14 protein-coding genes are annotated in these 12281 nt (G+C 47.9%); 10 read left to right on the top strand and 4 right to left on the bottom strand.

The genetic code is table 11. The features are described from left to right. Window positions 1-20 precede the first annotated feature (20 nt). The 3 genes from M3202_RS07635 to M3202_RS07625 all read left to right on the top strand — a co-directional run bounded on the left by M3202_RS07635 (window position 21) and on the right by M3202_RS07625 (window position 3041). A complete protein-coding gene (locus M3202_RS07635; protein ID WP_251222754.1) occupies window positions 21-818 on the top strand; it encodes an SMP-30/gluconolactonase/LRE family protein in 798 nt (265 codons plus the stop codon). A 32-nt stretch (window positions 819-850) separates the two neighbouring features. Continuing rightward, window positions 851-2074 carry a CaiB/BaiF CoA transferase family protein gene (locus tag M3202_RS07630; protein ID WP_251222753.1) on the top strand — a complete coding sequence of 408 codons (1224 nt, stop codon included), beginning with the start codon at window positions 851-853 and terminating at the stop codon, window positions 2072-2074. A 67-nt stretch (window positions 2075-2141) separates the two neighbouring features. Beyond that, a complete protein-coding gene (locus M3202_RS07625; protein ID WP_251222752.1) occupies window positions 2142-3041 on the top strand; it encodes an SMP-30/gluconolactonase/LRE family protein in 900 nt (299 codons plus the stop codon). 110 nt (window positions 3042-3151) lie between these two features. Here the strand turns inward: M3202_RS07625 and M3202_RS07620 are convergent, their stop codons facing one another. From M3202_RS07620 to M3202_RS07610, 3 genes are all read right to left on the bottom strand, one after another. Beyond that, window positions 3152-3670: a GNAT family protein gene (locus M3202_RS07620; RefSeq protein ID WP_251222751.1), complete on the bottom strand. Its 519-nt coding sequence runs from the start codon at window positions 3668-3670 to the stop codon at window positions 3152-3154. Between the two features lie 288 nt (window positions 3671-3958). Then, entirely contained in the window at window positions 3959-4630 is a 672-nt protein-coding gene (bshB2, locus tag M3202_RS07615) for a bacillithiol biosynthesis deacetylase BshB2 (RefSeq protein ID WP_251222750.1), read from the bottom strand. Window positions 4631-4645: 15 nt separating this feature from the next. Beyond that, the gene (locus M3202_RS07610; protein ID WP_251222749.1) at window positions 4646-4993 is read right to left on the bottom strand and encodes a YojF family protein; all 348 of its coding nucleotides are present in this window, start codon (window positions 4991-4993) and stop codon (window positions 4646-4648) included. A gap of 145 nt (window positions 4994-5138) precedes the next feature. Between M3202_RS07610 and M3202_RS07605 the strand changes: the two genes are divergently transcribed. The 5 genes from M3202_RS07605 to M3202_RS07585 all read left to right on the top strand — a co-directional run bounded on the left by M3202_RS07605 (window position 5139) and on the right by M3202_RS07585 (window position 9486). Continuing rightward, window positions 5139-5948 carry a S1C family serine protease gene (locus M3202_RS07605; RefSeq protein WP_251222748.1) on the top strand — a complete coding sequence of 270 codons (810 nt, stop codon included), beginning with the start codon at window positions 5139-5141 and terminating at the stop codon, window positions 5946-5948. Window positions 5949-6161: 213 nt separating this feature from the next. After that, window positions 6162-6458, top strand: a complete 297-nt coding sequence (locus M3202_RS07600; RefSeq protein ID WP_251222747.1) for a metal-sensing transcriptional repressor — start codon at window positions 6162-6164, stop codon at window positions 6456-6458. Between the two features lie 59 nt (window positions 6459-6517). After that, window positions 6518-6727, top strand: a complete 210-nt coding sequence (gene copZ / locus M3202_RS07595) for a copper chaperone CopZ (RefSeq protein WP_285890310.1) — start codon at window positions 6518-6520, stop codon at window positions 6725-6727. 104 nt (window positions 6728-6831) lie between these two features. After that, window positions 6832-9258 carry a heavy metal translocating P-type ATPase gene (locus M3202_RS07590; protein WP_251222745.1) on the top strand — a complete coding sequence of 809 codons (2427 nt, stop codon included), beginning with the start codon at window positions 6832-6834 and terminating at the stop codon, window positions 9256-9258. A 15-nt stretch (window positions 9259-9273) separates the two neighbouring features. Then, window positions 9274-9486: a YwbE family protein gene (locus tag M3202_RS07585; protein WP_251222744.1), complete on the top strand. Its 213-nt coding sequence runs from the start codon at window positions 9274-9276 to the stop codon at window positions 9484-9486. A 426-nt stretch (window positions 9487-9912) separates the two neighbouring features. Here M3202_RS07585 and M3202_RS07580 read toward each other — a convergent pair whose 3' ends face one another. After that, complete coding sequence (locus M3202_RS07580; RefSeq protein WP_251222743.1) at window positions 9913-11307, bottom strand: hypothetical protein; 1395 nt, start codon at window positions 11305-11307, stop codon at window positions 9913-9915. A 141-nt stretch (window positions 11308-11448) separates the two neighbouring features. On the opposite strand from M3202_RS07580, the gene M3202_RS22315 reads away from it, so the two are divergent. Together M3202_RS22315 and M3202_RS07575 are read left to right on the top strand one after the other, a co-directional pair. Then, a complete protein-coding gene (locus M3202_RS22315; protein ID WP_285890298.1) occupies window positions 11449-11583 on the top strand; it encodes a hypothetical protein in 135 nt (44 codons plus the stop codon). A gap of 262 nt (window positions 11584-11845) precedes the next feature. After that, on the top strand, window positions 11846-12223 hold the full coding sequence (locus M3202_RS07575) for a hypothetical protein (RefSeq protein ID WP_251222742.1): 378 nt from the start codon (window positions 11846-11848) through the stop codon (window positions 12221-12223). Window positions 12224-12281 lie beyond the last annotated feature (58 nt).

Below are 12281 nucleotides of genomic sequence, written 5' to 3'. Positions count from 1 at the left end.
TTAAATGATGGAGGAAGTGTATGTTACAAGCAAATATTTATCATCCCATTTTTTACAACGTGCTGGATATCGATCAGGATTTGAAAAAAACGACGCAACTTGTTCCAGCCGCGATGGCGTGGTCAAAAAAAGACGGTCAACTGACTGTCGTCGACCGCAATGGTGAGACATATGCGTGGACTGCAGGGGGAGTGGAAAAGGCAGAGACTTCTTTAGGGATGCTACATGCGATGGCTTATGATGCCTACAATCGAATCGTCGGCTGCGATAGAGTAGAGCGTTCCATTGTCCGTTATCACGACGGAGAGCGAACCGTTTTTGCTGAAGCGGAAGAAAATCAGCTGGAAGCAGTCGCATTTGCGATCCATTCAAGTGGGATTATGTATACGGCGACGAACGACGGGATCTATTATGTTTTACCTGAGAATCTTCAAGCGGTGCAGGCGTCTCGCGACGACTCGCTCCAGCCACTGAATGTATGTCTGGCACGAGAGGAAGCCGCTCTCATCTTTACAGATGGCGGTACAGGCTCCGTCTTAACGATTGACATTGCTTTCGATGCGACTCTGACCCGTGTTCGCACACTGGCTTATGCGAGCGAGTTTGCGGATGGCCCACCTACTGATATTAAGGTGGATGAACGTGGAAATATTTATTGCGCCGCGCCGACGGGGGTTCATATTTTTGATCCGTCAGGCTTGCGCCTCGGAACGATCTTGCTTGATCAGCGGCCGGTCACGATATGTTTTGGCGAAGCGAACGAAAAAGCATTATTTATCGGTACAGAAGATGGAATCTATCGGATGAATGTGAAGTAAAGAGAGATAAATTGAGATATGGAGGATGGAGAATGGCTAACTTAACGAAAGAAAGCAAGCGAACTGGACCCCTGAAATCATTGAAGGTAATCGAAATCGCCAATGTTGTAGCAGGACCGTTTGCAGGTTCTTTACTGGCAGACTACGGCGCTGATGTAATTAAAATTGAAATGCCGGGTGTCGGCGATCCGTTTCGTCAATTTCTTCCGCAGAAAGATGGAGAAAGTCTCCGCTGGGCCACAATGGCACGGAACAAACGTTGTGTCACTTTGGATTTACGTAATGAAAAAGGGAAGGATCTTTTTTTGCAGCTTGTCAAAGATGCTGATCTGGTCCTCGAGAATTTCCGTCCGGGAACGATCGAAAAATGGGGTATTGGCTTTGACGTAATGAAGGCGGTCAACCCGAAAATTGTTCTCGCGCGCATTTCCGGCTACGGGCAGGATGGGCCGTACAGGGAGAAAGCGGGGTTTGGTACACCTGCTACGGCTTATTCCGGCTATACGGCTCTTCAAGGATACGAAGATCGCGCTCCTGTCAGTCCACCGGTCGCGCTCGCCGATCTGATGGCCGGGATGTTCGCTGTGATGGGTGGGGTAAGCTCCGTTTTGGCTATTATAAACGGCGATCAAGCAAAAGGACAGGTGGTCGATGTTTCCTTGTATGAGCCGCTCGTCAGGGTGCTGGAATCACAAATTGCAGATTATTCGATTAACGAGACAAAACCGGTAAGGGAGCCGATGAGTACCTCGGTAGCGAGCCCGTCCTACATTCATAAAACAAAGGATAACAAGTGGGTCATTATCGGCGCAAGCACGCAAAAAACGTGGGAGCGGCTGACGGAAGTGATGGAAATGCCTGAGCTGTTAAAGGACCCGCGTTTTATTACAAACCCGGACAGAGTTAAACACAATGATCAACTGGTTAGCATCATCGACCAATGGACGGCAAAGCTTTCGATGAAAGAGCTCGTCAACTTACTTGATGACGGCGGGGTTCCGGCGGGGCCGGTAAACGAAATGGACGATATTTTCTCGGATCCGCATTTTATCGCCCGCAACAGTATTAAGAAGGTCGACCATCCCATCTTCGGTATGCTGGACATTCCGAATATCTTTCCGAAGTTCTCGGAAACCCATTGTGAAATCCGTCATCTGGGTCAGGGGGTCGGCGCCTTTAATGAAGAGGTTTATAAAGGAGATTTAGGGCTTTCTGATGAGGAGTACAATCAGTTGATGAAAGAGAAAATCATCTGATTCGTGCTCAATTTTGCACAGAGTCGCTCAAGTATTTATTTTTCGTAAATGAATTGGAGGAGTCACAATGCTGAAATATGAAGCTGTCGCTGAAAAATTTCATGATCTGATTGATGTTTCACAGGATATGAAGCTTTTAGGAAGCGTCGAAGGATTTTTTGAGGGGCCGATTTGGAGTGAAAAGGAGCAGGATTTAACATTTAGCTCTTTGACGAATGAAAAGACTTGGCGTTGGAAGGAAGGCGAAGGTTGTACTCTTTTGCGAGAAAACACGAATATCGGCAACGGCATGGCCTATGACGCGGCAGGCAGAATTATCGTTTGCGAACAAATAGGCTATCGTATGGCGCGGATGAATCGTGATATGTCGGACTATCAGGTTATCGCTTCTGAATACAATGGCAAGCCGTTTAATAGCCCTAATGATGTTGTCGTTCATTCTAACGGGATGATTTATTTTACCGATCCTACTTTCGGCAGAAGGCCGACTCGTCATGGGCGGTTTGGCCGACAGCAGCAGCCTTGTCAGGGCGTCTACATGATCCACCCGGATGGATTTCAGGTCACGCTTGTGACAGATGAAGTCGATAACCCAAATGGACTCTGTTTTTCTCCGGATGAGTCACAAATGTATTTCGCGGAAAGCGGTCTGAGTCAAATTACAGTGATGGATGTCCTCGACGATGGGACATTGGGCAATAAGCGATTGTTCGCCAAAACATTAAAAAGAGGCCATGGGTTTCCCGATGGAATCAAAGTAGATAGTGAAGGAAATGTTTGGTGCACAGCAGAAGGGGGAGTTCAAGTATTTAGCGCGGAAGGGGAAACACTTGGTGTAATCTTTACCCCTGAAGCGTCAGGAAATCTTTGCTTTGGCGGCAAAGAGATGAAGACATTATTCATGGGCTCTGAATTCGATTTCTATTCAGTCGAAACGAAAGTGCGCGGACAAAGTCTTAGAAGATAAGAAAAAAAGATCCCGTGAAAGGTCATAGAAAAGACCTTTTTGCGGGATCTCCAAAGCAGCGTGCGAAGCTGAGGTGATCGACGGACCCGCTGCTATTTTTGACCAGTTTACTAGCCGGCATTCCAACGAATCGATCCAGCTTTTTCATCGTAATCCACCTCAACCTCAAAATGATGCTTCTCGTAAAAATGGATGAGTCTATCAATATGGTCCCAGTCACGCTTGGCGAGGTCGCCTTTAATGTACTGGACGTTTTGCGCTTTGGCGTGGTCCTTTAAGTATTTCATACAGATCGAGCCGTATCCTCTGTTTTCCTGCCCTTTAATGTCGCCGATGTGAATCGTGTGGCGATCCTCATATTGTGCCTGGATCGAGAAATCCCATCTGCCGTGGTCGGCCGCATCACATTGATTGAGCATGATTTTGCAAAGGTGGCCGTCATCAACCATTGACACAATCACCCATTTTTCTTCATTTGTTTGTTCGATACCGATGATTTTCCATCTTTTGGCGATTTCTTTCATGTTCTCTTGCATTCGGAAAAGCTGAAATTCCAGCTCTTCTAAGTTCTGTTCTATTTGTTCAGCGGTTTTTTGCTCTTCTTCCGCGCGAAACTGCGTTAAAAGCACCGAATCACTCCTCTCCTTGCTCACAAGTACACTATTATAAAGGGAGAAGTGAAAATGTGCAACCGGGGCTGGGCAAAAGGTAAAAAAACCAACCTTTGTCTGAGCACCGTTCTTATGATTAGTATGTTTTGAAGTTTATGAAGGGGAGATCAAGTATTTCACCTACATGAGAGGATATCCACCGCTCCTGAAAGAGACTTCGCTTTCCGCGGGAAGCTGGTGAGCCTCCTCGGGCTACGCCCTGTGCGGTCTCACCGTTGCTTTTCCTCCCGCAAAGTAAGGATATTGTTAATCAGAAAATGGATACGTCCAGAAACGCTCGATCGTCAGCCATTTCCAGGCATCCTCATCACCGTTGGCCCATTTTTGCTCCATTTCCGGAAGCATCCACGCGGTTTGTGAAAGATGAGCGTACATCGCCGCTTTTTTCTGTTCGGCAAATTCGCTGACATCAATTAACACATCAGGCGGCCCGATTTCTTCTTCATGATGATTGGAAAATGCGATCGCGTATAATGGCGGTCTTTCCTCCTTATTGAGCTTGCTCATCGCGCGGACGACAGCGCGGGCGGTTGCTTCATGATCAGGATGGACAGAGTAGCCCGGATAAAAGGAAATGACGAGGGATGGCTTGATTTCCTCCAGAAGGTCAGACACTAAAGCGGTCATCTTATCATCATCCTCAAATTCAATCGTCTTATCCCTGAAGCCCATCATTCGTAAATCTTCGATGCCCATCGCTTCAGCGGCTTTTACGAGCTCTTTACGCCTAATTTCCGGTAAAGATTCCCGTGTTGCAAAAGGCGGGTTGCCAAGGTTGCGCCCCATTTCACCGAGCGTTAGGCAGGCATAGGTCACCGGGGTACCCTTTGCCCTATGCATCGAAATCGTTCCAGAAACGCCGAACGCTTCATCATCGGGATGAGGGAATATAACTAAAACATGTTTTTCTTTCTTCATGAGCGGACACTCCTCTTATTCAAATGGCTGTTCACTAAGTTCCAATGCAACTGCAAGCTTGCCGTCAAAGCCATGGCCGGCCAAGAGCAGCCTTCCTTTTTCGTCAAGCTCGTAATGCGTAAGCCCTTCTGCATAAACCCAGCCGATCTTCAGCTTAAGACCGACGCGATACGGACCGGTCCCAATAATTTTTCCATGTTCATATTCAATTAGAGCATTGCGAATATACGCGCTTGCTGAAAAGAAATTTTCATCATGATGTGAGGCATACGCTCCATTTGTCGTTTCTAAATGAAGGTAAATCTCCCGCCGGGCAAATTGATTGAGGTAGGCTTGTACCTCGTCAAGTGAAATCAGTTCCATGTGCTCCTCCTTTAATCCTCACTGCTGGATGATTTATAATAAGTATAATCCAAGCTTTAGGAAACAACCAATGAATTGACTCATATTCGTTTGCTAAAGCAAAGGTTGTCATCATCAGACAATGCAATAGCGTAAGGGGGAGCCGATGAAGGAACATAACGAACACAATGAGAACGAGCAGCAAGAAGAAGAGTACGAGGAGCCGTCTCTTGAGGATTTTTTAGCAGAGGAAGAGGAGAGCGAAGAGGATCAGGCGCAGCGCGTTAAAAAGAAACGTTTGATCCGCCTTGGCGTCTTTATTATAGCAGGGTTGCTGCTCCTGCAAGGAGTGAGCAGTTTATTCGCTTATTTTTCCCGCGATGCGCTCGAACTGGCCCGGACGTCTGAGCAGGTCATTCAGGAAGAAGATGTCGAAGCGTATATGGAGGCGGTCGTGACGATTCAAGGCCAGGGCAACAGAGGAACTGGCTTTGCGATTACCCCCGACGGCTATTTGCTGACGAATCATCATGTCATTGAAAACAGGCAGCCGTTGGCGGTGACATTCCCGAATGGCGAGATTTACCATGCTGAAGTGGTTGATGCGGTGGAGGAGGTCGATGTCGCTTTGCTGAAGGTGGACGGCGAACAATTGCCTTTCCTGCCTCTCCGTGAGAATTCCGCCGTTGCGGAGGAAGAGATTTTTGTGATTGGCAATCCGCTTACACAGACGCAAATCGTCAATCGTGGGGAGATTATCGAGAATCAGAGCGCCTATCAGACGATGAGAATTTCCAATTCCATTTTCCCCGGACATAGTGGAAGTCCTGTTTTATCGGCAGAGGGGGAAGTGGTCGGCGTCGTCTACGCCCGTTCAGTACCGGGACTGTGGAGTGGGGAAGAACGCTACGGACTGGCGATTCCCGTTGAAGAAGTTTTCCATGCGCTTCCTGACCTTGAGGAGATTCTATTCTAACCGAAAACGCGGCAAGGTGGGACAGAAGTCGAAGTTGAGCAGAAAAAACATCGGCACTGGCTCCGTTCTGCGCTTGCTTCGAGCTGAGACAAAAGCGGTTAGCTACCCCTTTTGTCTCCAGCTCATCCTGTGCGAAACGCTTTGCTTTTGCTGGAAGAGATAGTATACTGGAGGTAAAATAGGATACCTTAGTAATGTACAAGGGGGCAGGTTATGGATCACGTAAAAAAGGTCGACCATCGTCATGATAAGGAAAAAGAACAACTAGTAAATCGCCTGAAGCGGATCGAAGGGCAAGTACGCGGCATTCAAAACATGATTGAAAATGATCGCTATTGTGTCGATATTCTCATCCAAATTTCAGCGATTCAAGCAGCGATGAAAAAGGTCAGTCTTCATTTGATGGAGGATCACACGCGGCACTGTGTCAAGGATGCGATCCAGAAGGGAAATGGCGATGAGGCGATTTCAGAACTAATGGAAGTTGTGGAAAGGCTGACGAAAATTTAGCGTTGTCAACTATACCCTACTATGGTATTGTAATGATAAAGGAGTGATGAGTTGTGAAGATGATTGAGATTAAAGTAGAAGGTATGTCGTGTCAGCATTGTGTCGCAGCAATCGAAAACAGTGTCGGTAAACTGTCAGGGGTGGAAAGCGTTCAAGTCGATCTCGCTAAAGGGACGGCAAGCGTGTCTTATAATGAAGCGACGTTAGATCGAAGCTCGATCGAAAAGGAAATTGAAGAGCAGGGCTATGACGTCGTTTCTTCTTCATAATCAACGGCTCGTTCCACCTGTAGCTTCGAGGTTGCGCTTTCCTTTATCTGCGCAGCCTTTATTTCATTCATTTTATATACTATACGGGGGTAAGGAAAATGAAGATGGATGAAGAACAAAAAATAACATTGTCGATTGCCGGAATGACTTGTGCCGCCTGCGCATCGCGAATTGAAAAAGGAATTAACAAGCTTGATGGCGTGCACGAGGCACAGGTTAATTTAGCGACAGAAAAAGCGACAGTTCTCTTTTCTCCTGAAAAAATTACGATTGATCAGGTCAGTGAGCGAATTGCGAAGCTCGGCTATGACGTAAGAAAGGAGCAAAGTGACTTTATTGTAGAAGGCATGACCTGCGCCGCTTGTGCGACGAGAGTCGAGAAGAAGCTATCGAGCCTGCCCGGAGTCGATAGCGCATCTGTCAATCTCGCGTTAGAACAGGCGCGTGTAACTTATATGCCGACGGTGATTTCTCCACAGGAGATGGAAGCGGCGGTCGAGCGGATTGGTTATCATCTTGAAGAGAAAACGAAATCGTCTGGTCACGCGGAAAAAAAGCAAGCGGAAATGAACAAGCAGCTTGTCAGGTTTTTCGCTTCCGCTATTTTGACACTTCCGCTCGTTTGGTCGATGGTCACACATTTTCACTTTCTGTCTTTTCTGTGGATCCCTGATTTTCTGATGAATCCGTGGGTACAGCTCGCTTTGGCGACGCCTGTTCAATTTATTATCGGCGCGCCTTTTTATCAAGGAGCCTATCGCGCTCTGCGGGATAAAAGCGCCAATATGGATGTGTTAGTCGCTTTAGGAACTTCCGCTGCTTATTTTTACAGCTTGTTTTCTGCCTATGAGGCAAGCCGGGCAGGAATGATGATGGCGGAGTTATATTTTGAAACGTCTGCGGTTATTATTACGTTAATCGTCCTTGGGAAATGGTTTGAAGCACGGGCGAAAGGGAAGACGAGTAAAGCAATTGAGCAGCTGCTGCAATTACAAGTAAAGGAAGCAACCGTGCTGAAAGCCGGAAAAGCAGAAACGATTCCGCTTGAACAGGTGAAAGTCGGCGATCTGCTTTTGATCAAGCCAGGGGAAAAAATTCCGGTCGACGGCATTGTGCTACAAGGCCAATCCGCTGTTGATGAATCAATGTTAACTGGTGAAAGTGTCCCGGTTGAGAAGGAGCGGGGAGACGTGCTTATTGGATCGACTGTGAATAAAAATGGTTCACTGACGATGGAAGCGACAAAGGTCGGCACGGATACGGCCCTTGCTCAAATTGTGAAAATTGTCGAGGAAGCGCAAGGATCAAAAGCGAATATCCAGCGGCTTGCGGATAAAGTGTCCGGTATTTTCGTTCCAATCGTTGTCGGCATTGCGGTGTTGACGTTTTTCATTTGGTATTTCCTTGTTACGCCTGGTCAAGTCGGGGCGTCTCTGCTGCCGACGATTGCGATTCTCGTCATTGCCTGCCCATGCGCCCTTGGACTGGCGACGCCGACCTCGATTATGGCTGGTTCCGGGAGAGCGGCGGAGCTTGGCGTCTTATTCAAGGGTGGAGAGCATTTGGAATCCGCGCATTTGATTCAAACCATAGTCCTTGATAAAACCGGTACGATTACAAAAGGTGAACCGTCTGTAACAGATGTCATCGCAGTAGAACATGAACAAGAGCTTCTCCGGCTCGCCGCATCGGCAGAAAAAAATTCTGAGCATCCGCTGGCTCAGGCGGTTGTAAACCACGCGGAAGAGCTTCAGCTCACGCTTGCAAACCCGGACGCCTTTGAAGCGATACCGGGCCATGGTATTAAGGCAAAGGTGGAAGAGCATGAGCTTTATGTCGGGACAAAGAAATTGTTAAACGAGCAGGAGATTGACTATGTCGCTGCAGAAGAAACAATTGCGGCCTTGGAGGCCGAAGGAAAGACGGTGATGCTGATCGCCGTTAACGGGCACTATCGTGGCCTTGTGGCTGTTGCTGATTCAATTAAGCCGTCTTCCAAACAAGCGATCGAGCAAATGCAGCAGCTCGGACTTGAAGTCATTATGCTGACAGGAGATAATGAGCGGACGGCAAAAGCGATTGCCAAGCAAGTCGGTATAAAAGAGGTCAGAGCCGAAGTGCTGCCGGAGGAAAAAAGCGCGGTCGTGGACGAGCTGAAGCAGCAGGGCAAGGTAGTCGCCATGGTTGGTGACGGATTAAATGACGCGCCGGCACTGGCGGTTGCCGATGTCGGAATGGCCGTCGGTACGGGGACAGATATTGCGATTGAGGCTGCTGATATTACGCTGATGCGCGGTGACCTGTCGAGCGTCGTTGATGCGATCCTATTAAGTAAGAAAACGTTGAGAAATATTAAGCAGAATCTATTCTTTGCCTTTCTTTACAATTCGATTGGGATTCCGATTGCCGCTATCGGGCTGCTCGCACCGTGGGTAGCAGGAGCGGCGATGGCGTTCAGCTCGGTTTCCGTTGTTTTGAATGCTTTGCGTCTTCAAAAGGTGAAGCTGCAGCCGTTGGCGAAAAATCAATGAGGAGGTGGAAAGAGCGTGCAATCAGGTACAAGGAGAAGCGATATTAAAGCTGGAATTGAAGTCGACATCGTCTTAAAAAAGGATCAGCGCACAGGTAAAACGACGAGAGGTACCGTCAAGGATATATTAACGAACTCCGCCACACATCCGCATGGGATCAAAGTCAGACTTGAAGATGGTCAGGTTGGACGGGTGAAAGCGATTCTTTCAAGTAAGGAAGAGCAATAAGAGCCGGTCAAACTTTAAAAGCACTGAAGACAAAACAAATTAACGCTACAAGGCTGGGACAAAAGGTTGTTTTTTTTACCTTTTTCCCAGTCTCTCTAAGCAATGAGCGGAATCGCCACGATCCTTTAAAGCCCGTTGTGAGGAAGCTGCTGAAAAAGTGAAAATCGTACTTTTTCAGCAGCTTTTTCGTAATGAGCGTAGCCGTTGCCTGATTTTGAAAGCCTTGCTACGAGTGGGTTTTTCGTAGTAAGGCGCGCAACGCGCGGAGCCATTACTCTTCTTCGAGTTACGGAAAAAGAGGTTTTTCAGTGGCCTCGTTGTGAGTGGGTTCTCACAACGGGCTTGTGGCGTGTGAAGTCATTGCCGCCAGTAGGTCCAAAGCTAGTTTTGTCTCAAGCTCTTTAACAGATCATGGCGGGTATGCTTTTAAAAGATGATCAGCGCAAGAAAGGTCGAAATGAGGAGACCAAGAATAACGGGAAGAAAGCTTTTGCGCACTAATTCCATGACCGGTACCTTGGCAAAGCCGGCAACGGCGACGAGCGATGACCAGGCAATTAATGTACCGCCGCCGACCCAGATTGATCCCATTTGGCCGATCGCAGCTAATGTGGCTGCATCGACGCCGACACTCTCACTTAATGCCCCGGATAACGCTCCCACAAGCGGCAGGCCCGAGAAGCCTGAACCATCAAGCCCGGTAATCATCCCAATGAGCAAAATACCGAACCCGGCGAGGAAACTGCTTTCCGGGATGGCCTGCTGTCCGGCCTGAACTAGGTCGAACAGAAAAGAAGGCGCTTCGCCTCCTTCGGCGATAGGGAAGATCCGCGCTGAAAATTCGCCGCTGCCGAGAAAGAAGAAGCCGGCAATCGGAATGACCGGGCCCATTGCTTTAAATGCAAAGACGAAGCCGTCGACAAGATAGTCGCTGCTTTTTTGCAAGGCGGTCTTCAGCTTCATGCTTGCGGTGGCGGCAATCAGCAATAGAAGAGCCGAGCCGCCGATTAACGCAGCCCCCGCCCCGCCTTCCATCGCGGGAAGCGCCGTTGAAAACTTTGAGATAATCATATAGGCGATAATCAGCAGGAAGGTCACCGGTACTAAAATCGCAAATGCCAATCGCTTCGCGGCAGTCGCCTCCTGCGCCGTTTCACTCGTTTGCCGATGACTGTTATCTGGAAGCTGAATATGCTTCCGCAAGAAAAAATAGGCTAAAAGCAGAGCGACGCCCCCGGTAATGAATGATAAAACAAGTGCTCTATCGGCAACCGATTCAACGGAAATTCCTGCGGCGGTTGCGCTCAGCATAGGAGCAATCTGAATCATGTAGTCGGATGACAGCGCCATTCCCTGACCGGCCAACGACATGGCAATTGCTGCGCCGATCGGCGGAAGTCCGGCTCTGATCGCCACGGGGATTAATAAGGCGGCAATCAGGGGAACGGCCGGGGTCGGCCAGAAAAATAACGACAGGGAATAAGTGACGAAAGCCAATATCCAGAATGAAAGATGACCATTTTTCATGACGCGCTGAAACGGGGTAATCATCTGGCGGTCAGAGCCGAGCGATTTCAGCGAATGAAGCAAAGCGGTCATAATCGTTATAATTAAAAAAATATTAAACAATTCACCAGCCGCTGTTAAGCTCGATTGAAAAATCGTCTGCAGTCCGCTGGCGAATGATCCGGTATAAATCCAACCAACTAAGAAAGTCATCACAATCGCCGGCACAACAACATTCTGTCTAAAGAGCATTGTCAAAATGATCAAACAGGTTCCGATCAAATAGATCCAATGAGAGGCTGTGAGCTCTGCCATTGTTATCACTCCTTTAGGATGCCAGCTGGACATTTGTACGATAGTCTATGTGGAAAGCGCGGAAATGGTGTCTGATGAAAAAAGAGGTTAGCTCTTTTGCCGAGACGGGTATGATACCTCTGTATAAAGGAGGGAAAGAACATGACAAAGCAACATGAGGAAAAACAGAAAAAACAGCCGGAACAGCAAGGTCAGAAAGGGCTTGACCAAACGAAGGAGCAGGTCGAGAATACCGGAAAGGACGGAACGATTGATCGGAAAAAGGATAAAGAATAACGAACGGCTTGTGGCGTGTGAAGCCATTTCCAGTAGGTCCAAAGCTAGTTTTGTCTCAAGCTCTGTTTTTTTGGTGCAAGGAAGAAGACTGTCGACTGCCGGATGGAAACGATGTCGGAATTTATGCAATTATAGGAAGATCACCCGTATTGCTAAAAATAACGATTTTATTTGATAGAATAGGGAGGATGATAGAACAAGAAACGGACAAGCCGTGCCGTTTCTTGCAATGATAAATACATAGAAAGAGGAGTGTTGGGATATGAATCGGATTGACGCGGACAGGAAAGCAGCGGTGATTGCCAGTCTGACAGTAAAATCAAAGAAAAAAAGAATTCGCCAAAAAGCGTTGAAAAAAGCATTGCAGCAAAGCGGCGGACAACGATACAGCGAGAGCGTGTCAGTCGCTGATTTGCCGGTTACCGTTCTCCTGCAGCTCGGAAAAGCGTTTTTAAAGGAAGAAGAGGCCGTCAAACATTATTACAATGCGGGCAAACCGGAGTTTTACAAAAATAAGACTTTATTGTGCGAGGTATTGGAGACAAAAGCGAGACAGCTGCCAGAAGCGCAATGGATCGCCTTTAAAGAAGAACTGAGCAAACAAAAGGCACAACGGTCCCGTACAGTAACCGCCAGATAGCCGAAACGGCCAAATGGTCAGAAGGGCTGGGCAAAAGATTAAAAAAACAACCTTTTGC

This window comes from Halalkalibacter oceani, from assembly GCF_023715605.1.
Classification (GTDB): Bacteria; Bacillota; Bacilli; order Bacillales; family Bacillaceae_D; genus Halalkalibacter; species Halalkalibacter oceani.
This window is presented reverse-complemented; position numbering and strand designations above follow the sequence as displayed.

Excerpts from the sequence above, each read along its gene's own strand:
- M3202_RS07635 (WP_251222754.1), top strand. The coding sequence starts at position 21 with ATGTTACAAGCAAATATTTATCATCCCATTTTTTACAACGTGCTGGAT.
- M3202_RS07630 (WP_251222753.1), top strand. The coding sequence starts at position 851 with ATGGCTAACTTAACGAAAGAAAGCAAGCGAACTGGACCCCTGAAATCA.
- M3202_RS07625 (WP_251222752.1), top strand. The coding sequence starts at position 2,142 with ATGCTGAAATATGAAGCTGTCGCTGAAAAATTTCATGATCTGATTGAT.
- bshB2 (WP_251222750.1), bottom strand. The coding sequence starts at position 4,630 with ATGAAGAAAGAAAAACATGTTTTAGTTATATTCCCTCATCCCGATGAT.
- M3202_RS07610 (WP_251222749.1), bottom strand. The coding sequence starts at position 4,993 with ATGGAACTGATTTCACTTGACGAGGTACAAGCCTACCTCAATCAATTT.
- M3202_RS07605 (WP_251222748.1), top strand. The coding sequence starts at position 5,139 with ATGAAGGAACATAACGAACACAATGAGAACGAGCAGCAAGAAGAAGAG.
- M3202_RS07600 (WP_251222747.1), top strand. The coding sequence starts at position 6,162 with ATGGATCACGTAAAAAAGGTCGACCATCGTCATGATAAGGAAAAAGAA.
- copZ (WP_285890310.1), top strand. The coding sequence starts at position 6,518 with ATGATTGAGATTAAAGTAGAAGGTATGTCGTGTCAGCATTGTGTCGCA.
- M3202_RS07590 (WP_251222745.1), top strand. The coding sequence starts at position 6,832 with ATGGATGAAGAACAAAAAATAACATTGTCGATTGCCGGAATGACTTGT.
- M3202_RS07580 (WP_251222743.1), bottom strand. The coding sequence starts at position 11,307 with ATGGCAGAGCTCACAGCCTCTCATTGGATCTATTTGATCGGAACCTGT.
- M3202_RS22315 (WP_285890298.1), top strand. The coding sequence starts at position 11,449 with ATGACAAAGCAACATGAGGAAAAACAGAAAAAACAGCCGGAACAGCAA.
- M3202_RS07575 (WP_251222742.1), top strand. The coding sequence starts at position 11,846 with ATGAATCGGATTGACGCGGACAGGAAAGCAGCGGTGATTGCCAGTCTG.